General features: G+C 66.3%; 20 protein-coding genes and 1 tRNA gene. 15 read left to right on the top strand and 6 right to left on the bottom strand.

The features are described from left to right. Nucleotides 1-153: 153 nt before the first annotated feature. Genes ACXIQ9_RS11020 through ACXIQ9_RS11010 form a run of 3 tightly spaced genes read left to right on the top strand, consistent with a single transcriptional unit; the run spans nt 154 to nt 2,159 of the window. A complete protein-coding gene (locus ACXIQ9_RS11020) occupies nt 154-1,005 on the top strand; it encodes a HEAT repeat domain-containing protein (protein ID WP_247476216.1) in 852 nt (283 codons plus the stop codon). A 7-nt stretch (nt 1,006-1,012) separates the two neighbouring features. Continuing rightward, entirely contained in the window at nt 1,013-1,684 is a 672-nt protein-coding gene (locus ACXIQ9_RS11015; protein ID WP_424163578.1) for a HEAT repeat domain-containing protein, read from the top strand. Then, nucleotides 1,677-2,159, top strand: coding sequence for a low molecular weight protein-tyrosine-phosphatase (locus ACXIQ9_RS11010; protein WP_459016674.1), 483 nt, complete (start codon nt 1,677-1,679; stop codon nt 2,157-2,159). The genes ACXIQ9_RS11015 and ACXIQ9_RS11010 overlap by 8 nt, the downstream gene beginning before the upstream one ends. On the opposite strand, the gene ACXIQ9_RS11005 is transcribed toward ACXIQ9_RS11010, so the two are convergent. Together ACXIQ9_RS11005 and ACXIQ9_RS11000 are read right to left on the bottom strand one after the other, a co-directional pair. Beyond that, a complete protein-coding gene (locus ACXIQ9_RS11005) occupies nt 2,156-3,712 on the bottom strand; it encodes a bifunctional pantoate--beta-alanine ligase/(d)CMP kinase (RefSeq protein ID WP_459016673.1) in 1,557 nt (518 codons plus the stop codon). The genes ACXIQ9_RS11010 and ACXIQ9_RS11005 overlap by 4 nt on opposite strands. Nucleotides 3,713-3,729: 17 nt before the next feature. Continuing rightward, nucleotides 3,730-4,230: a septal ring lytic transglycosylase RlpA family protein gene (locus tag ACXIQ9_RS11000; RefSeq protein WP_296416088.1), complete on the bottom strand. Its 501-nt coding sequence runs from the start codon at nt 4,228-4,230 to the stop codon at nt 3,730-3,732. 386 nt (nt 4,231-4,616) lie between these two features. Between ACXIQ9_RS11000 and purM the strand changes: the two genes are divergently transcribed. Together purM and ACXIQ9_RS10990 are read left to right on the top strand one after the other, a co-directional pair. Then, entirely contained in the window at nt 4,617-5,651 is a 1,035-nt protein-coding gene (gene purM / locus ACXIQ9_RS10995) for a phosphoribosylformylglycinamidine cyclo-ligase (protein ID WP_459016672.1), read from the top strand. 176 nt (nt 5,652-5,827) lie between these two features. Continuing rightward, nucleotides 5,828-6,520, top strand: coding sequence for a 2-hydroxyacyl-CoA dehydratase (locus tag ACXIQ9_RS10990; RefSeq protein WP_050778426.1), 693 nt, complete (start codon nt 5,828-5,830; stop codon nt 6,518-6,520). Between the two features lie 3 nt (nt 6,521-6,523). On the opposite strand, the gene ACXIQ9_RS10985 is transcribed toward ACXIQ9_RS10990, so the two are convergent. After that, nucleotides 6,524-7,492 carry an aldo/keto reductase gene (locus ACXIQ9_RS10985; protein WP_424163575.1) on the bottom strand — a complete coding sequence of 323 codons (969 nt, stop codon included), beginning with the start codon at nt 7,490-7,492 and terminating at the stop codon, nt 6,524-6,526. 25 nt (nt 7,493-7,517) lie between these two features. Between ACXIQ9_RS10985 and ACXIQ9_RS10980 the strand changes: the two genes are divergently transcribed. Together ACXIQ9_RS10980 and ACXIQ9_RS10975 are read left to right on the top strand one after the other, a co-directional pair. Continuing rightward, a complete protein-coding gene (locus ACXIQ9_RS10980; RefSeq protein WP_247479684.1) occupies nt 7,518-7,691 on the top strand; it encodes a hypothetical protein in 174 nt (57 codons plus the stop codon). Between the two features lie 2 nt (nt 7,692-7,693). Beyond that, nucleotides 7,694-8,182, top strand: a complete 489-nt coding sequence (locus ACXIQ9_RS10975) for a hypothetical protein (RefSeq protein WP_424174631.1) — start codon at nt 7,694-7,696, stop codon at nt 8,180-8,182. A gap of 18 nt (nt 8,183-8,200) precedes the next feature. Here ACXIQ9_RS10975 and ACXIQ9_RS10970 read toward each other — a convergent pair. Further along, nucleotides 8,201-8,271, bottom strand: a tRNA-Cys gene (locus tag ACXIQ9_RS10970). 43 nt (nt 8,272-8,314) lie between these two features. Here ACXIQ9_RS10970 and ACXIQ9_RS10965 point away from each other — a divergent pair. Next, the gene (locus ACXIQ9_RS10965) at nt 8,315-9,565 is read left to right on the top strand and encodes a lipid-A-disaccharide synthase-related protein (protein WP_459016671.1); all 1,251 of its coding nucleotides are present in this window, start codon (nt 8,315-8,317) and stop codon (nt 9,563-9,565) included. A gap of 36 nt (nt 9,566-9,601) precedes the next feature. Continuing rightward, nucleotides 9,602-9,859: a hypothetical protein gene (locus tag ACXIQ9_RS10960; protein ID WP_010314843.1), complete on the top strand. Its 258-nt coding sequence runs from the start codon at nt 9,602-9,604 to the stop codon at nt 9,857-9,859. A gap of 9 nt (nt 9,860-9,868) precedes the next feature. Here ACXIQ9_RS10960 and ACXIQ9_RS10955 read toward each other — a convergent pair whose 3' ends face one another. After that, on the bottom strand, nt 9,869-10,546 hold the full coding sequence (locus ACXIQ9_RS10955) for a ribonuclease D (RefSeq protein WP_459016670.1): 678 nt from the start codon (nt 10,544-10,546) through the stop codon (nt 9,869-9,871). 140 nt (nt 10,547-10,686) lie between these two features. Between ACXIQ9_RS10955 and ACXIQ9_RS10950 the strand changes: the two genes are divergently transcribed. Genes ACXIQ9_RS10950 through ACXIQ9_RS10940 form a run of 3 tightly spaced genes read left to right on the top strand, consistent with a single transcriptional unit; the run spans nt 10,687 to nt 12,453 of the window. Continuing rightward, nucleotides 10,687-11,145 (top strand): Pex protein, encoded by a 459-nt coding sequence (locus ACXIQ9_RS10950; protein ID WP_363155080.1) that lies wholly within the window; start codon nt 10,687-10,689, stop codon nt 11,143-11,145. Then, nucleotides 11,063-11,617 (top strand): cofactor assembly of complex C subunit B, encoded by a 555-nt coding sequence (locus ACXIQ9_RS10945; RefSeq protein WP_010314849.1) that lies wholly within the window; start codon nt 11,063-11,065, stop codon nt 11,615-11,617. Before ACXIQ9_RS10950 ends, ACXIQ9_RS10945 begins: the two co-directional genes overlap by 83 nt. Nucleotides 11,618-11,631: 14 nt before the next feature. Then, on the top strand, nt 11,632-12,453 hold the full coding sequence (locus ACXIQ9_RS10940) for a dehydrogenase (protein WP_459016669.1): 822 nt from the start codon (nt 11,632-11,634) through the stop codon (nt 12,451-12,453). Here ACXIQ9_RS10940 and hemF read toward each other — a convergent pair. Further along, the gene (hemF, locus tag ACXIQ9_RS10935) at nt 12,412-13,389 is read right to left on the bottom strand and encodes an oxygen-dependent coproporphyrinogen oxidase (protein WP_247479779.1); all 978 of its coding nucleotides are present in this window, start codon (nt 13,387-13,389) and stop codon (nt 12,412-12,414) included. The two genes, ACXIQ9_RS10940 and hemF, sit on opposite strands and share 42 nt — an antisense overlap. A 284-nt stretch (nt 13,390-13,673) precedes the next feature. Between hemF and ACXIQ9_RS10930 the strand changes: the two genes are divergently transcribed. From ACXIQ9_RS10930 to ACXIQ9_RS10920, 3 genes are read left to right on the top strand one after another with little or no spacing between them, the layout of a single operon-like run. After that, nucleotides 13,674-14,774 carry an Mrp/NBP35 family ATP-binding protein gene (locus ACXIQ9_RS10930; protein WP_459016668.1) on the top strand — a complete coding sequence of 367 codons (1,101 nt, stop codon included), beginning with the start codon at nt 13,674-13,676 and terminating at the stop codon, nt 14,772-14,774. After that, a complete protein-coding gene (gene rodA, locus ACXIQ9_RS10925; RefSeq protein WP_459016667.1) occupies nt 14,774-16,060 on the top strand; it encodes a rod shape-determining protein RodA in 1,287 nt (428 codons plus the stop codon). The genes ACXIQ9_RS10930 and rodA overlap by 1 nt, the downstream gene beginning before the upstream one ends. After that, on the top strand, nt 16,060-17,412 hold the full coding sequence (locus ACXIQ9_RS10920) for a histidine kinase (RefSeq protein ID WP_459016666.1): 1,353 nt from the start codon (nt 16,060-16,062) through the stop codon (nt 17,410-17,412). The genes rodA and ACXIQ9_RS10920 overlap by 1 nt, the downstream gene beginning before the upstream one ends. Nucleotides 17,413-17,509 lie beyond the last annotated feature (97 nt).

The raw sequence follows: 17,509 nt of genomic DNA, 5'->3' as shown, positions 1-17,509 counted from the left end.
CGCTGCTCTGGTCTGATTTTCAGCCCCAAAGCAGAGACGGCAAAGTCTCGACGCGAGCCCCCCGAAAGGGGGGCTTTTTTGTTGCTGTTCGCTGCCCGGAAGCCCTGCGAAGGTCCCTGGCGGTGGCAGCATCGCCGCAACCTGTGGAAACCGATGGTTGCCGGCCCCGCCGACCCGCCGATCTCCGGGAACGGCGATCCGATCTCTGAGGAGGAGGCCCTGCGTCGTCTGCGCCTGAGCGATGACCCCTCCGCCCAGTACTACGCCGCCTGGTGGTTGGGCCGCAATCGCAGCAGCCATCCCGATGCGGTTCCGCTGCTGCAGGAGGCCCTGCGCCAACGCCGTCCCCGCGATGCCGGCGCCGGTGTGGAGGAGAACGCCGTGGCCCGAAATGCCGCCCGGGCCCTGGGGAAGCTGGGGGGGGCGGCCGAGGCCGCCATTGACGATCTGCTGGCGACCCTGGAGGACGAGGACGATGGTCTGCGGGAAGCCGCGGCCCGCTCCCTGGGCGAACTCAAAGCCCGGCGTGCTGTCCCTGCTTTGCAGCGGCGTCTGGCCAGTGGTCCTGCGGTCGCTGGCGCGCAGCGCAGCGGCACCCCCCGCTTGCAGGAACCCTGCGAAGCGCTCCTGGAGGCCCTCGGTGAGATCGGTGAGGGATCCGCTGAGGTGGTGGCCGTGATTGAACCCTTCGTGCAGCACGAGCGTCCCCTGATCCGCAGCGCCGCCTGCCGCGCCCTACTCCAACTCACCCAGGAGCCCCGCTGGGGAGAGCAGCTCCTGGCGCTGCTTCAACACCAGCAACTGCAGGTGCGCCGCGCGGCCCTGATGGATCTGGGGGGCGCGGGCTGGCGGCCAGCCCTGCCGGCCATTGCGGCGACCCTGGCGGAGAACAGCCTCAAGTTGATTGCCCTGCGCGGTTTAGTGGAAAACCAGGACGCTGGGGCTCCCTCCCAGTTGGATGCCTCCACGGTGGCGGTGTTGGAGGCCATGGATGACCTGCTCTGATCCCGCCATGACGTCGATGTCAATGAGCCCCTCCCAGGTGGCTGAGTTGGTGGAGGCCGTGCGCCGCGCGGACAGTGCCTTGGGTCTGCTTCAGGCCACCCAGGCCCTGGCCGCCAGCGCCCATCCCGATGGCGCGGCCTGTCTGGTGGAAATCCTTGGTTTCAATAACCCTGGAGCGGCAGTGGCCGCCGTCGATGGCCTGGTGGCCATCGGTACCCCGGCGGTCGAGACGATCCTCTCCAACATTGACGGCTACAACTACGGCGCCCGGGCCTGGGCCGTCCGCGCCCTTGCGGGCATCGGTGATGTCCGCGGCCTTGAGGTGCTTGAGGATGCCCTGGGCAAGGACATCGGTCCGAGCGTCCGTCGTGCCGCGGCCCGCGGGCTTGGGCAGTTGCGCTTGGAGGCCCTGAGCGCTGAAGAGCGCAGCGCCAGCCTGAGCCGCTGTTTGGCCGTTCTTCTCGATGGCTGCCGAGACGGTGAATGGGTGGTGCGCTACGCCGTCATCGTCGGTTTAGAGCATCTGGCCAAGACCTGGTTCACGGCCCTTCAGGCCTCTGATCAGTCGGCCCTGCGCCAGGCGCTGCGGCAGCTCCAGGACAACCCTGAGGAGGAAGCGGCGGTGGTGCAGCTGCGCGCTGCGCTCGCCCTGCAGCGGCTGGAGGAAGCCCATGGCTGAACAACGATTGCTCTTTGTCTGCCTCGGCAACATCTGCCGCTCGCCTGCCGCCGAGGGGGTCTTTTTGCACCTGATCGCCCAAGCGGGTCTGGAGGACCGCTTCGTGGTCGACAGTGCCGGCACCGGCGGCTGGCACGTCGGTCACCCAGCGGACCGGCGGATGCGCGCCGCCGCCGAGCACCGCGGCATTCACCTCCCCAGCCGCGCCCGCCAGATCGAGTTGGCCGACTTCAGCAGTTTTGATCGCATCCTGACGATGGATGACGACAACCTGCGGGCCGTTCGCGCCCTCGCGGCGGAGCTGGGCTCCCGCCCCGGTTTGGCCCTGGTGGAACCGATGACCAGCCATTGCCGCCGCTTTGGCGACCAGGAAGTCCCTGATCCCTATTACGGCGGTGAGCAGGGCTTTGAGCACGTCCTTGATCTGCTCGAGGACGCCTGTTCAGGCTTGCTGGAGACCCTGACGCGGGACTAGTTGGGGTCTGGCCAGGCGTCGTGGGGAACGCGCTCGCGGAACAGATCCACGAGCCGCTGAATCACCGCGTCGATGGCCATGCCATCGGTGATCAGCTCAAGGGCATCCTCCGCTTGGGTGAGGGGGGCCACGGCCCGGGTGGAGTCCAGGTGATCGCGCTCGGCAATCTGCGCTTCCAGATCCGCCCGTTCCGGCACCTCAAAACCACGCTGTTCCAGATCGAGGGCCCGGCGCCGAGCCCGCTCGCTCACGGTGGCGGTCAGAAAGACCTTGAGTTCGGCATCTGGGAACACGGCCGTACCGATGTCGCGGCCTTCCGCCACCAGGCCGCCGCGCGCGCCCATCGCCTGTTGCTGCTGGGTCAGGGCCTCGCGCACGCAGCCGTGGGCTGCAACGACAGAGACCTGGGCCGTCACCTCCGGGGAGCGGATCGCATCGGTGACATCCACGCCATTGACGCTCACCCGCTGACCACTGGATGTGCTGCTGAGCTGCAGATCGAGATCGGCCAGGAGAGGAGCGACCTCCTCAGCCTTGCTGGGGTCGACAGCGCGGTCCCGCACCAACCAGGTCACGGCGCGATACATCGCCCCGGTGTCCAGATAGATCAGCCCCAGCCGTTCGGCAAAGGCTCGGGTCACGGTGCTTTTGCCGGCGCCGGCAGGGCCATCGATGGCAACGATTGGGGCTCGGCTCATGAGAAAGACGTGGTCAATCAGTCGGCTGGGGCCGCAGTGGGCAGCTGCCGCCAGAAGGGTCAGTCCCCCCAGACGGGGTTGGGCTTGGAGGCTCTGGGGCTTCAGCGCCTCCACATAGTCCACCACCATGCCGGCCTCCTCCAGGGCCCGTTGGACCTCCGCTTGCACTGGCGCGAGCTCGAGCTCCGGCTGCCCGAGGCAGCGCTGGGCGGCTTTCTGCAGCGCCTGGGGCAGGGCGGAGGCGCGCTGGCGCTCGTCGCTGGAGAGGTAGCGATTGCGGGAGCTCATGGCCAAGCCATCGGCCTCACGCAAGGTGGGGCAACCCCAGACCTGAACCGGCAAGCCCAAATCCTGGACGACGCTCTTGAGGATCTGCAGTTGCTGCCAGTCCTTCTCGCCCAGCAGCAGAACCTGGGGGCGGATCAGGGCCAGCAGGCGCACGACGACCGTGGCCACCCCATCGAAATGTCCGGCCCGGTGTCTGCCGCAGAGTCCCGCTTGCAGCGAAGGCCGCGGTTGTACGCGGGTGAGTTCACACTCCCCCTGGGGATAGACCTCTTCCACGCTTGGTGCGAAAAGGGCGTCGGCTCCGGCTTGCTGGGCGATCTTCAGATCAGCTTCTAGGCAGCGCGGGTAGCGGGCGAAGTCCTCGTTGGGGCCGAACTGCAGCGGGTTCACGAACACGCTGGTCAGCACCAGTGGGTTGCAATCCACTGGGGTTGGCTGCTTGGCCCGGCGGATCAGGCTGGCGTGGCCCCCATGCAAGGCCCCCATCGTGGGGACGCAGTGCAAGATGCGATCAGCGCAGGCCCGGCGCCAGGCCTCGAGTTCGGCGCGGGTTCGCAGCAGCTGCACAGCGAAGGGGTGAATCCCTACTGAGCTTGCAGCACCTCAAGCTTCACCTGGGCGATACCGCTGGAGATCAGACCCAGCTGACTGGCGGCACCGTGGGCGAGATCGATGACCCGGCGGCCATGGAAGGGGCCTCGGTCGTTGATGCGAACGATGGCGCTGCGGCCGTTCCACAGGTTGGTCACGCGGACCTTGGTGCCGAAGGGCAGGGTCCGGTGCGCCGCGGTCAAGGTGCCGGGGCGGAAGAGTTCGCCGTTGGCGGTGCGATTGCCGTAGAAACCGGGGCCGTACCAACTGGCCTCACCGGTGCTGACGGAGCGAACCGCGATCGGAAGAGCCGGTGCGGCGGGCTTCTTCAAGGTTTCGGACTCAGCTCCTGGGGTCTCGACGTTCCGCAGGGCAACCGACTTGGCCGCTGGGATCTCAGGGATCGCAGGGCTCTTGGTGGCCAAGACCGGATTGGCGTTGCTGCTGCCCGAGAGCAGGAGTGCGAAGCCGCCGAGGAGAGAAAGACGACGCATAACAACCGGAACACCTAGTCGCGAAGAGGCGACTGGTTGGATTGCAACTCGTTGGAATCAGCATCAAAAACACGAGGTTTCTGTAGCTGATGCGCTGAGGTGTTCCTTGGAACTGAGAAGGTCGGGCAAAAGTTAGTCGGACTTGCATCAACGTTCCCTGATATTTCGGCGTGGGCGTATTCATCAGGATTGGCAATCTCACTGGGAAACACTCTTCCCGCCTGGGTTGAGCGATAACGCGCTGCGACTCTTTAATCAGCAGGAGTCATGGCTTTCATCAGTGCGACTGATTGAAATGTGGTGCAATTTTGGAATTGTCCACTTGTTTTCGGGTCTTGGGGGTGGCTGACGGGGCAGGATCAGAGAAGTGATCGGCCGTCTAGGGCATGGACTACCGCACCGCTGGCGTTGATGTGGTGGCTGGGCGCGCCTTTGTGGAGCGCATCCGCTCGAGTGTTGAGTCCACCCGCCGACCTGAGGTGGTCGGCGGCCTGGGCGGGTTTGGCGGGCTCTGCCGAATTCCTGAAGGGATCAAAAAGCCCCTGTTGGTCTCCGGGACCGACGGCGTCGGCACCAAGTTGGAGTTGGCCCAGGCCCACGGCCGTCACCACGGCGTCGGCATCGATCTGGTCGCCATGTGCGTCAACGATGTGGTGACCAGCGGCGCCCAGCCCCTGTTTTTCCTGGACTACATCGCCACCGGAAAGCTCACGCCTGAAGCCATGGCGGAAGTGGTGGAGGGCATTGCCGATGGCTGTCGCCAGAGCGGCTGTGCCCTGTTGGGCGGTGAGACCGCAGAGATGCCTGGCTTTTACGGCCCTGGTCGCTACGACCTCGCCGGTTTTTGTGTGGCTGTGGTCGATGAGGATGACCTGATTGATGGCAGCCGCGTCCAGGCCGGTGATCGCATCGTTGCTGTGGCCAGCAGCGGTGTGCACAGCAACGGTTTCAGCTTGGTGCGCCGCATCCTCGAGGCCCATGGCGTGACCGCTGCCACCCCGCTGGAGGGGGCTGGTCTGCCGGTTCTCGATGCCCTGCTGGAGCCGACAGTGCTCTACCCGGCACTAGTGCAGCGGCTCCTCCAGGACGGGTTGGCGCTCCACGGCATGGCACACATCACGGGGGGCGGGCTTCCGGAGAACCTCCCGCGGACCCTGCCTGCCGGTGTCCATGGCCGCATTGATCCGGGGAGCTGGGAGCGCCCCGCGCTCTTCCGCTGGCTGCAGGAGAAGGGCGAGGTCCCAGAGCGGGATCTTTGGAACACCTTCAACTTGGGGGTGGGGCTGGCGCTTGTGCTGCCCGAGGCTCAGGTGGAGCGGGCGATCGCGGTCTGCCAGGAGGCGGGGCACCGCGCCTGGCTGCTGGGCAGTGTTGAGGCCGGCGAGGCTGGGGCAGAGCCCTTGGCGGGTTTGCCGTATTGAACCGGCGGCCTGGACCTGCCAAATTGCTTCAGTCATGCACGAACAAGGCACCTTCTCCTGAGTTGTTGCCTAGGTTCCGCGCAAGCTGTTTTGTGGTTGTTCCGTAATTCAGTTCTATTGGCCGTTGTTCAGATTTCTTTCTGTTCAAGGTTCTGTTGTTTATAGGGTTGTTTGAGATGTCTTTCAACGCGCAATCTTCTGCTGCATTTGTAGGTAACTCCGGGCGAATCACCCGCCGCCGCAGCTCCGCTGGACCGGTCGCCCCCAATCGTCCCCTGCGCCGCGAGCCCTATTCCGGTCGCAGCAATGTCCGGCCCACCTTCTTGACGTTGAGGGACCACGGCAAGGTTTTCGTTGCTGACCTCCCTCGCCTCTCCGATGGCCAGCTCGCCCATGTGGGCAAGGAAGCCAAGGAGGTGATGGAGAGCCTCTGCCGGCGCCTTGAGGAACTCGATCAACAGCTCAGCCTCAACCCCCAGGAGCAGGAGACGCGCATTCGTGCGGCCACCAAGCGGGATGTCACGGATCGCTTCATCCGTGCCGTTGAGGAGGAGCAGGAGCAGCGTCGGACCAACCCGGCCCTGAAGGCTGCGGCTGGCGAATCCTTGGCCCGCGCCTTCCTGGAGATCGCCCGGCACCGTCTGCCTGGTGCCACCTTTGATTCGCTGCTGCAGGAGGCGCTCTCCGCCTGTGACGAGGGTGCGTCTGAGCCTGAGGAGGTCACGCCGCCTGAACCGGTCGCGCCTGAGCCCCCCCGGGCTCGTGTCGTGCCGATGGTCCGTCGGATCGAAACCCCCCAGGCACCGGAGCGTGAGCAGATGACCGTTGTGCTCACCCCCGATCCCTCCCCTGAAATGGGTGGTGACTAGGCCTCAGGCGCTCTGAAAGGGATTGGCAGGCATGCGCGCGGCCGCGAGGGCATCGAGGCTGCGCCGTTCGTCGCTGCTCAAGCTCCAGCTCCGGGCCGCCGCGGCTTGCTCAACTTGATCGCTGCTTCTGAGCCCGGGGATCGGCATGGCCCCATGGGCTCTGCACCAGTTCAAGGCCACAGCCCCTAAGCCCCCCGGCCTGCCGTTGGCGATCTCCTCCATGGTTTGGCGCAAGGGGGCCAGGGAGCTCTCGAGGCGGCGGAAGAGGCTGCCGCGCGTTCCTTGGGGCAGCGGTCTGGGGTCCCCAGCGCTGCGGCCCAACAGGCCGAGGGCCAGGGGGCTGTAGGCAATGAGCTCAATTCCCAGCTCCTGGCAGGTGTCCAGGATCCCCCCGTCAGCAAGGGGTTGTGGGGCCAGCAGCGAGAACTGCACCTGCAGGCTGCTGATGGGAATTCCTCGCTCTTGGAGTGTCCGGTGGATGGTTCGCAGCCGCTTGGGCCCCACGTTCGAGAGCCCCAGGCTGGGGACCGCTCCGCTCTCCACCAGGTCCGCCAGGCCATCGATCAGCGCCGGTTCCTGCCAAGGGGCGTAGCGGGCGGTGCTCCAGTGCAGCTGCACCCGTTTCATTTGGCCCTGCAGGCGCCGCTGGGAGGCGGCAAAGGCCCGGTCGTAGCCCCGCCGGCCCAGGCGCCAGGGGAAGGGGGCCAACTTGGTGGCAATGCAGAGCTGCTGGCGCTCGTCGGGGGTGGCGCGCATGGCGAATTGCCCCAGCAGCGTCTCGCTGCGGCCATTCAGTCGGCCGGTCCCGTAGGAGTCCGCCGTGTCAAAGAAGCGAAAGCCCAGTGCCAGGCAACGCTGAAAGGTTTGCTCCAGCCGAGCGTCGTCCCGCTGCGGGTCATAGCCCCAGAGGAACTGGTTGCCCCAGGCCCAGGTGCCAACGCCGATGCCCGGTTGGTCCGCCTCACTTGTCATGATCGAGCCATCGCGGACTTGCACTGTGCTGAATTCTCTGCCCAGCCCGGCTGCCCAGACCAGCGATCCGCCGCCCCAGGCTGAGGAGTCCGCGCCCGCGCGCCAGGAGCAGGATCCCGTGCTCTGCGGTCACTGCGGCCGCACGGCCAGCAATGGCTTGGTCTGTATCGGGATGTGCGTGGCGGATTCCGGCTATTGAGCGTGGCGCGTCTGCTGCTGGTGGCCCTCTGCCTCGGCGCCGCTGCTCCCGTGCTGGCGGCTGAAGAGAAGCAACAGGGTTTTGGACGTTGGCAGGTGGAGCCCAGGCGTTGTGAATTGACCCTGTTTGGCCAGGCTCCAGGGCCCTGCAGCAGCGTGCGCCTGGATCAGCGCAACCCATCGGTGCTGCGCTTCAGTTGGATGGCCCCTGTGCCCCAGCAGGACCTGCTCCAGGAGGTGAGTTTTGTGGGGGAGCGGGCGAGCTCTGGGCAGCCCCTGCGCTGCAGCGATGGTGTCTGCAAGCTCGATGGCTCCGTGCTGCTGCGCGTGCGCTTGTTGCGTCTCGCCCAGTTCAACCCCCGTGGTCTGGTGGTGGGCTTCCCGAAAACCTTCCCGGTGGCTGGCACCTGTGACATCGATGGCCCCCAGGCCCGTTGCGATGCGCAGACGCGATTCGGCGAACGCTGGTCAGCGGAAGCCGATCTGCCCTGACCCGCGAGCGCGATTCAAAGGCGGCACCCAGATTCGAACTGGGGGTAAAGGATTTGCAATCCTCTGCCTTACCACTTGGCCATGCCGCCGCTTGGGAGCAAACTCCCAGGGACGGATCGTATCAGTCACGGGATGCCTGGCCGCCTGCTGGTCCTGAGCAACGGCCATGGGGAAGACCTGATCGCCCTGCGGGTCATCCAGGCCTTGAAGCAGAGGCGCCCCGAGATCGAGGTGGCGGTGCTGCCGATGGTCGGAGAGGGTGCCGCCTACCGGGGGGCTGAGGAGCAGGGGCTGCTTCGCCGGGTGGGGCCGCGCCGTCAACTGCCCAGCGGTGGCTTCAGCAATCAGAGCCTGAGGGGGCTCCTGGCGGATCTTGGCGCTGGGGTTCTGGGCTTGACCCTGCGGCAGTGGCGCTTTGTGCGCCGTTGGGGCAGGGCGGGCGATCCCGTTTTGGCGGTGGGGGATCTGCTGCCCTTGTTGCTGGCCTGGTCTGGCGGCGGGCCCTATGGCTTCATCGGCACCCCCAAGAGCGACTACACCTGGGCCGGCGCGCCGGGGATCGCGGCCCTGTATCACCGCCTCAAAGGCAGTGAGTGGGACCCCTGGGAATGGGCCCTGATGGCTGGCCCCCGCTGCCGTCTGGCGGCGATGCGGGATCGCCTGACGGCGCGGGGGCTGCGGCGCCATGGGGTGGCGGCCATTGCCCCGGGCAATCCAATGATGGACGGCCTGGATCTGGGGACCCTGCCGCTGGCCCTGCGGGATTGGCGGCGTGTCTTGCTGCTGGGCGGCAGTCGCATGCCCGAGGCGGCGGGCAACCTCAAGCGCCTGCTGGAGTCCCTCGCCTTGGTGCCCAGCGGGGCTCCCCTGCTGGTGTTGGCGCCGACCGGCTCACGCCCGGCTCCCCATGAGTGGGAACCGCTGCTGCTGGACCTGGGCTACGAGCCCATCGAGCCTCCAGAGGCCCTGGCGGAGCTGGGGGCCGCCGCGGCCTGGGCCTGCGGCCGCCGCTTGCTGTTGATTGGCCCCGGTTGTTTTTCGCGCTGGGCCTGTTGGGCGGAATTGGGCCTGGCCTCTGCGGGAACGGCCACCGAGCAGCTGGTGGGACTGGGGATCCCGGCGCTGTCTTTGCCTGGCCCCGGGCCCCAATTCAAGCGGGGGTTTGCGGAGCGCCAGAGCCGTTTGCTCGGCGGTGCCGTGGCGGTCTGCCGCTCTTCTGTCGTCCTGGCGGAGCGGGCCGAGTTGCTCCTGGGTGACCCGGGTCTCGCCCGGCAGCTGGGGGCCATCGGGACCCAGCGGATGGGGATGGCGGGCGGCAGCGTTGCCCTCTCGCGGGCGATCGAGGAGTGCCTATTGGGGAGCGCGGACGGCGCAACGGGATGATGGGGGCTTGATCAACCGCCGCGTTGCTTCGCCCCTATGGCAGCTCCCCAGGACAAGGACTACGCAAAAGCCTGCGGACAGCTCGCCAGTGCCTTGAGCATCAGCCTGGCTTCAGCCCGCCGCAAGGTGGATCTGGTGGCGGCCAAGGAGGGAGTGCGCGACAACGAGGGGCGTCTGCTGATCGCCCAGCGCCTGCTGCTGGAGGCCCAGGGCGTGGGCCAGGAATCCCGTCAGCTCCTGGATGTGCTGCTCGAGGCGGTGAAGGAGGAGGAGATGTATCTCGGGGATGACTGAGCCCCTTCCTTAAGAGCGGTGCTCAAAGATCGCGCCGAAGCGGCCGCGATCCAGATCCGAGATCACGGGGATGCAGGCAAAGCAGCGCTGGGCCAGATCCAGCCGCTCTTCGCGCACCAGCATCTCGGTCAACCGGGCCCGAGCGGCCAGGAGATAGCGCACGTCATTGGCGGCATAGGCCAGCTGGGACTCGCTCAGTTCCTCAACCCGTCCCCAGTCACTGCTCTGGGCCCCTTTGTCGAGTTCGACGTGGCAGAGCTCGTTGACCAGGTCCTTGAGGCCGTGGCGGTTGGTGTAGGTCCGGGCCAGGCGGCTGCCGATCTTGGTGCAAAAGATGGGGCTGACGTGGATGTCCAGGCCTTCAGCGAGGGCGGCGACGTCGAAGCGGGCGAAGTGAAAGACCTTCTCGATGCCGGCTGCTTCCATCAGCTCTTTGAGCAGGGGTGCCTCGGTTTGGCCGCGGTGGATGCGAATGCAGCAGACGTTGTCGTGGTCGTCGCTGATTTGCACCAGGCAGAGGCGATCGCGGCCGTGGATCAGGCCCATGGCTTCGGTGTCCACCGCCAGTGCGCTGGAGGCCCCGAGTAGGGCGCGCCACTCAGGGTTCAGATCGTGATCCAGGACGGCAAAGCGAGCAGGGCTCGATCCCGCGGCAGGGGCGGAGACGGCGGAGGCGGCGCTGCTCAAGGGGGGAGGGTTCAACTGCGATCCATCGTCGCGGACCGACGGCAAATCTCAAGATCATCTGTCGCTTTTGCGTATCAAAGTGAGATCGCGCTAGCAGTTGGTCAGCGCGTGGCCCCTCTCCTTCAATGCGTTCTCGTCCCTTGCCCCCACGGCCTGGTCTGGAGTCCATTCGGGCCTTTTTTGAGCGTCCGCCTGTTCAGCACTTGAGTTTGGAGTTGGCCGTCTGCTGGATTTTGGAGCGGCTGCTCGAGGCCGACACCTACCCGACGGCCCTGATGCAGGACCTCTCGGCCTCCCATCCCAAGTTGCGACTGTCGGAGACCGTGTTGCAGCAGGCCTTGGGCTTTTTGGACCAGGACGGCACGATCGCCAGTTACGCCCAGCGTTGCCCTAGCCGCGGGCGGCCGCGGCGGATGTTGCATCTTCTCGAGACCCGGCGCGGCGACGCTGAGCAGTTGATGCCGCCATGGCGCCACTGGCTCGAGGAGAATGAGCGAAATCTTCACGCCAGCAGTCATGCCCCAGGCCCTGGGCTCCACCCTGCCCCTCACCCTGCTGCTGGTTGTCGGTCTGGTGTTCTTTCTGCGGGCCGCCAGTAAGGACCGCACGACCGTTGTTGAAATCCGCTCCTCAAAGCCTCCGCTCGAGGTGCTTCCGGCCCTGGCAGAGTGGCTGAAGGGGCGCGGCTGGGTGGCCGAGGAGGCCAACCCGGAGCGCCGTTTGCTGAAGTTCTCCGGTCAGGTGGAGGCCAGTGGCGCCTTGGCGCTGTTGCTCTCTGTGCTGGGAGGGGTCGGTGCGGCCTGCCTGGGCCTGGTGCTCTGTCAGCTGTTGCCCGCCCTGGCCTGGTGGCCCCTGCTCTTGACCCTGCTGGGTCCCTTGGCTGGGGTGGTCTATCGCCGCCGCGCGGCGCGGGCTGAAACCGTGGAATTGCGCCTGATCAGCCACGACGAGGCCACCGGCAGTGCGCTGCAGATGCGGGCCCATCGCGATGAGTTGATCGCCCTGGAGCAGGAGATGGGGCCCCAGTTGGGGCTCTTTGGTGTGGGCGATCTGTTGCATTCGCCGATCTGAGCCAGGATGGGCCGATGAGGTTTCCCCGGCGCCGCACGTTGCTGTTGGCCAGCCTGGCTGCCGCCAGCTTGGCCCTGGCCGCTGACGCTCAGGCTCCGGCCCCAGCTCCCGGTGCCGCCGATGCCTTGACCGGGCCGCGCGGACGCTTGGGACGGGACTGGATTGGGGTCCGGCAAGTCGCCAGCACCACCCCGATCCTGGTCATGGCTGGCCACGCTGACTCCCAGGCCATTCCGGGATCCGGAACCTCCGGCTACTCGGTCGATATCCGTGGTGCCAAGCCCATGCAGCAGGGCATCCGCGACGAGCTCTATTGGAATCTGGAGGTCGCACGCCGTGTCGTCCAGCTGGGCCGTCAGCGGGGGTTGAACATCCGCTTCTATGACCCTCCGGCGCGCACGATCGTCGATGGCGATGATCCGCGCACGAATTGGAGCGTGGGCAAGGCCCATGCCGCCGCCGGTGGCTACGCGATGGAAATCCATTTCGATGCCTATGGCCCCGATGGCATCGGCTCTGGGGTCATCCCGGCCCTGCATCGCCCCTTGAGCTCCCTGGATGAGAGCCTCGCGGTCGCCTTTGGCGGCTATCCCCTGCGCTTCCGTGGTGGATTGGGTGGTCCCAAACGGGGCATCACCCTGCTGGAGATCGGCAAGCTCGAGGCTCCCCTGGAGCCTGCCCTGCGCAATCCCCGCAGCCGCGATCAGGCCTTGGCGGTGATCAGTGAACGGGTTGTGGCTGCCTTGGAGGCCGGCTTAGGACGCCACCGCTTGGTGGCGACTCCACCCCCCGTCTCAGCTCACAGCGCCGTGGGGCTGGCAGCGACCAACCAGTGAGTCATCACCCAGCCAGTTCTGGGGCTTGGTGAACAGATCGGTCAGCAGGGCCTCGCGGCTGCCTTCCTCGGCTTTGTAGCCGTACTCCCAGCGCACCAAGGGGGGCAGGGACATCAGGATCGACTCGGTGCGGCCGTTGGTTTGCAGGCCAAAGATCGTGCCCCGGTCAAACACCAGGTTGAATTCCACGTAGCGGCCGCGGCGATAGAGCTGGAACTGACGTTCCCGCTCGCCGTAGGGGGTGTGCTGCCGTTTCTCAGCGATCGGCAGATAGCTCGGAAGGAAGGCGTTGCCGCAGGCGCTGGCCAGGTTGAAGAGCTGCTCCCAGCTCTGCTGGATGGGGCCCACCCCTTGTCCTGCGGCGGCAGCGGGCCCCTCGGGGGCTTGGCCCTTGTAGAGCACCCCGCGTGGATCCTGGTAGTCGTAAAAGATCCCGCCCACACCCCGGGTCTCATCGCGGTGCTTCAAATAGAAGTACTCGTCGCACCAGGGCTTGAACACCTGGTAGTAGGCCGGATTAACGCTGTCGCAGGCGTTCTTCAGGGTTTGGTGGAAGTGCTTGGCGTCCTCCAGGAAGGGGTAGTAGGGGGTCAGGTCAGCACCGCCGCCAAACCACCAGACGGGACCGGCCTCGAAGTAGCGGTAGTTGAGGTGAACGGTGGGGATGAAGGGGTTGCGGGGGTGCAGCACCATCGAGGTGCCGGTGGCATACCAGCGGTGGCCCTTGGCTTCGGGCCGTTGATTGAGGATCGAGGGGGGGAGCTCGGTGCCCTCCACCTCGGAGAAGTTCACGCCGCCCTGCTCAAACACCCGGCCGCCTTTGATCACGCGGGAGCGGCCACCACCGCCCTCGGGGCGAACCCAGCTTTCCTCTTCAAAGCGTCCGCCGCCGTCGAATTGCTCTAGGCCAGCGCAGATGGAATCCTGCAGCCCCATCACCAGGGCGCGCGCCCGCTCGCGGGAGTTGGCGGGGGGAGCCTCGAGGGCGACGGCGCCGGAGGTTGCCGAGGTCTCACTCGCCAGCTTGGCCTTGGCACGGGACAGCAGACCCTTCAACATCGATGCTCGCGCCGTGGGGCAGGGGGAATCCGACCACCTTTTCAGTCCGACCCACCGCTGCACAAGTTTTCGAGAGGGTTCGTGATCCCGCCGGACCCTGGCGTTGGGGATGCCTCTCTGGGCCAACGCTTTTAGGATCCGGAGCACCGTGTAATCGCCCGATGGCCAGCGCAGACCAGGCCCTGAAAGAGGCCCTCGCCGCCCTCGAGCCCCTGAAAGATGCCGGCACCGGCCGCAGCCTTCTGGATCTGCAGTGGATCCAAGAGGTTCGGGTCCAGAACAACCGCGTCGTGTTCCAGCTGGCGTTGCCCGGATACGCCAGCTCCCAGCGGGACCGGATCGCCGCCGATGCCCGTGGTGCCCTGCTCCAGCTCGGCGGGATTGATGACGTTCAAATCGAGTTGACCCAGGCGACCCCGCAGGCCCCCGCCCAGGGGGGCGCTCCCATCGGCGCGGCTGGTCATGGCGGCGGTGGTCCTGAGCGCCAGGCCATTCCTGGCGTCAAGCAGGTGATCGCCGTCAGCAGTGGCAAAGGGGGCGTGGGCAAAAGCACCGTGGCTGTGAACCTGGCCTGTGCCTTGGCCCAGCGCGGACTCAAGGTCGGTCTGCTCGATGCCGACATCTATGGCCCGAATGCCCCGACGATGCTGGGCGTGGCCGATCAAACCCCGCAGGTGCGGGGCAGCGGCAACGACCAGGTCTTAACCCCCATTGAGAGTTGCGGCATCGCGATGGTCTCGATGGGCCTGCTGATTGATGCCCATCAGCCCGTGATCTGGCGCGGCCCGATGCTCAACGGCATCATTCGCCAGTTCCTCTACCAAGTCGAGTGGGGTGAGCGGGATGTGCTCGTGGTTGACCTGCCTCCGGGGACGGGTGACGCCCAGCTCAGCCTGGCCCAGGCCGTTCCGATGGCTGGCGTGATCATTGTCACGACACCCCAAATGGTCTCCCTGCAGGACGCTCGCCGTGGCTTGGCGATGTTCCAGCAGCTGGGGGTTCCGGTTTTGGGTGTGGTGGAGAACATGACGGCCTTCATCCCGCCGGATGCCCCCGAGAAGCGCTACGAGCTCTTTGGCTCCGGTGGCGGCCAGTGCCTGGCCGATGAGAGCGGTGTGCCGCTCTTGGCCCAGTTGCCGATGGAATTGGCGGTGGTTCAAGGCGGTGACGGCGGCCGGCCCGTGACCGTCAGTGCACCGGAGTCGGCGACGGCCTCCGCCTTTGCCGCGCTGGCGGGCCGCCTCCCGGTGGCCACGCGCTGATGACGCTCTCGGGCTTCTGGGATCGCCGCCGCGGGGGCCTGCTGTTCAAACGGGATGGACGCCGGCGCCGCTGGTTCGCCGGCGTCGACAAGATCCTGTGGTGGATCCCCCTGGCGATGATCTTCGTCGCCGGCTTCCTGATCGCCAGCACCCAGCGCCAGGCCGGTTACGCCGATTGGTACCAGCACTGGGTGACGGCGGCTGTGGGTTTGGTCATTGCCCTGCTGCTGGCCAAGGTTCCAGTGGAGCGCATCTCCCGCTGGACCTGGCCGATCTATGGCGCCATGGTCGCCAGCTTGATCGCGGTGCGCCTGATCGGGGTGAGTGCCTTGGGGGCTCAGAGCTGGATCAACATCGCTGGCTTCAATGTCCAGCCCTCTGAGTTCGCCAAGATCGCGGCCATTCTTCTATTAGCGCAGGTCCTGTCGCGCCATCCCGTTGAGCGGCCCGTGGACCTGGTGCGGCCGGTGGCGACCATCAGCGTCCCTTGGCTGCTGGTCTTGATCCAGCCCGACCTGGGCACCTCCTTGGTGTTTGGCGCGGTGCTGCTGGTGATGATGTTCTGGTCCGGGATGCCGGGGGCCTGGGTCGTGCTCCTGATCTCGCCGGTGGTCACCTCAGTGCTCGCCGGGGTCGTCCCGTGGCTGTTGGTGCTCTGGATTCCGGCCATGGCTGTTGTGGCCGTCCGTTCGCTGCCTTGGAAACGCCTGGCACCGATGGCCGTATTGGCCATTCAGGGGTTGTTCGCTGTGGGGACCCCCTGGTTGTGGAACAACTTTCTGCAGCCCCACCAGCGGGATCGCCTGACCCTCTTTCTGGATCCCAACAAGGATCCCTTGGGTGGCGGCTACCACCTGTTGCAGAGCACTGTGGGCATTGGCTCGGGCGGCTGGTTCGGCACCGGTCTGCTCCAGGGCCATCTGACCCTGCTGCGCTTCATCCCAGAGCAGCACACCGATTTCATCTTCAGCGCCCTGGGCGAAGAAACGGGATTTCTGGGTTCGGCGTTGGTGGTTCTGGGCTTTGTCGCCTGGATCTGGCGGCTGCTCAAGATCGCCGGTCAGGCCCGCACGGATGTGGAGTCCCTAGTGGTGATTGGCGTGGGGGCGATGGTGATGTTCCAGGTGGTCGTGAACATCAACATGACCATCGGTCTGGGGCCGATCACCGGGATCCCCTTGCCCTGGTTGAGTTACGGCCGCTCCGCGATGTTGGTGAACTTCATCGGCCTGGGGTTATGCGCCTCGGTGGCCCGGGGCATTAAGCAACCGGCCAAACGCCGCTGATGGGAGTCCTGGGCTGCAGTTTTGAGGCGCTCCGGCGTCAACTGGCCCAGCAGATGCCCGCCGGTCGCTGCGATGAGGACAGCGTGCGCCGGCAGTGGTGGGCCGCCCTGGCCACCCTCCAGGAGGATTTTTTGCTGCCCCTGGGGGCTCAGCCCGGGGTCTGGCTGGCCTCCCCCCTGCCCGCCCTCTACGAACCCTCGCTGTTGCAGCAGTTCCAGGGCTGGGTCTGGGCGCCTTCTGAACTCAAGGACCTGCTGCAGAGCAACGCCCCCTTGCTGCCGGCCGCGGCGGCCAGCCCGTCGGTCAGTGGTGGATTTCAGCGGTTGGCTCTGGAGGAGGCCGATGGAACGGATCCACTGCTGGTGCTGATTACGCCGAAGTTGCAGATGGCGATGGCCCTGGTGGGCCCGGCCCAGGAGCGCCAACTGGTGGTTCGGTTTGACCCGCCCACCCTCTCTGCCGCGCTGTCGCTGTTCGATGAACGCCTGCAGCAGAGCGATCCCCAGCAGGGTCAGGCCCTGCGCCAGTCCATCCAGGCCCTGGGTGGACTGCACAACGACGAGCAGCTGGCGCAGCTGTTTTGGCCCCGCCTGGCTGAGCGGCTGGCGGCGATGGCCCCCAGCCTGACCCTGCAGCCCTTGGTGCACCGCAGCAGTGGCTCAGACAGCAGCTCCAGCCCCAGCAGTGAGTTGGCCCTGCTCGAGGCCCTCACCCATGAGGTGCGCACGCCGTTGGCCACGATTCGCACCTTGATTCGTTCGTTGCTGCGGCGCGGCGATCTGACGGAGTTGGTGCGCAAACGCCTGCATCAAATCGATGGGGAATGCAGCGAGCAGATTGATCGCTTCGGCTTGATTTTTCTGGCGGCTGAGTTGCAGCGTCAGCCGGTGCTCGATGAGCCGGCCCAGGCCCTGGCCCGCACCGATCTCGCCCAGCTCTTGGGTCAGCTTGAGGCCGGCTGGCAGCAGCAGCTGGAGCGCCGTGGCTTGAACCTGGAGCTGTTGCTCACACCGGAGTTGCCGTTCGTCCTCTCCGACCCAGCGCGGTTGGAAACCGTCTTGGGCGGACTGATGGATCGCTTCAGTCGCGGCTTGCCCGCCGGCGCGGTGGTGCAGCTGAGCCTTCAGCCCGCGGGGGCCCGGTTGAAGTTGCGCCTCAGTGCTGCGGCCTTGCCCGCGGGTGAGGGTGAGCAGGACCTGCAAGAGCGGGTCGGCCCAGTCTTGAGTTGGAACCCCGGCACCGGCAGCCTGCAGCTGAGCCGTCAGGCCACCCAGCGCCTGTTTCACAGCCTGGGGGGACGGCTCGCGGAGCGCTCTGGAAATGACCTCACGGTCTTTTTCCCGGTGGCCTAAAAACGGCATCAATGTTGACGGGTGTGAAGAGAGCAGCGGCACCCCCAGTTCACCCCAAAACACGGTGCTAGCTTCCGCTTGAAACGGTCTGCGGTCT

Source organism: Synechococcus sp. LTW-G (genome assembly GCF_054459035.1).
The sequence above is the reverse complement of the archived record's forward strand: the minus strand, read 5'-3'. Positions and strand labels throughout refer to the sequence as shown.

Excerpts from the sequence above, each read along its gene's own strand:
- ACXIQ9_RS11020 (WP_247476216.1), top strand. The coding sequence starts at position 154 with ATGGTTGCCGGCCCCGCCGACCCGCCGATCTCCGGGAACGGCGATCCG.
- ACXIQ9_RS11015 (WP_424163578.1), top strand. The coding sequence starts at position 1,013 with ATGACGTCGATGTCAATGAGCCCCTCCCAGGTGGCTGAGTTGGTGGAG.
- ACXIQ9_RS11010 (WP_459016674.1), top strand. The coding sequence starts at position 1,677 with ATGGCTGAACAACGATTGCTCTTTGTCTGCCTCGGCAACATCTGCCGC.
- ACXIQ9_RS11000 (WP_296416088.1), bottom strand. The coding sequence starts at position 4,230 with ATGCGTCGTCTTTCTCTCCTCGGCGGCTTCGCACTCCTGCTCTCGGGC.
- purM (WP_459016672.1), top strand. The coding sequence starts at position 4,617 with ATGGACTACCGCACCGCTGGCGTTGATGTGGTGGCTGGGCGCGCCTTT.
- ACXIQ9_RS10990 (WP_050778426.1), top strand. The coding sequence starts at position 5,828 with ATGTCTTTCAACGCGCAATCTTCTGCTGCATTTGTAGGTAACTCCGGG.
- ACXIQ9_RS10985 (WP_424163575.1), bottom strand. The coding sequence starts at position 7,492 with ATGACAAGTGAGGCGGACCAACCGGGCATCGGCGTTGGCACCTGGGCC.
- ACXIQ9_RS10965 (WP_459016671.1), top strand. The coding sequence starts at position 8,315 with ATGCCTGGCCGCCTGCTGGTCCTGAGCAACGGCCATGGGGAAGACCTG.
- ACXIQ9_RS10960 (WP_010314843.1), top strand. The coding sequence starts at position 9,602 with ATGGCAGCTCCCCAGGACAAGGACTACGCAAAAGCCTGCGGACAGCTC.
- ACXIQ9_RS10945 (WP_010314849.1), top strand. The coding sequence starts at position 11,063 with ATGCCCCAGGCCCTGGGCTCCACCCTGCCCCTCACCCTGCTGCTGGTT.
- ACXIQ9_RS10940 (WP_459016669.1), top strand. The coding sequence starts at position 11,632 with ATGAGGTTTCCCCGGCGCCGCACGTTGCTGTTGGCCAGCCTGGCTGCC.
- hemF (WP_247479779.1), bottom strand. The coding sequence starts at position 13,389 with ATGGGGCTGCAGGATTCCATCTGCGCTGGCCTAGAGCAATTCGACGGC.
- ACXIQ9_RS10930 (WP_459016668.1), top strand. The coding sequence starts at position 13,674 with ATGGCCAGCGCAGACCAGGCCCTGAAAGAGGCCCTCGCCGCCCTCGAG.
- rodA (WP_459016667.1), top strand. The coding sequence starts at position 14,774 with ATGACGCTCTCGGGCTTCTGGGATCGCCGCCGCGGGGGCCTGCTGTTC.
- ACXIQ9_RS10920 (WP_459016666.1), top strand. The coding sequence starts at position 16,060 with ATGGGAGTCCTGGGCTGCAGTTTTGAGGCGCTCCGGCGTCAACTGGCC.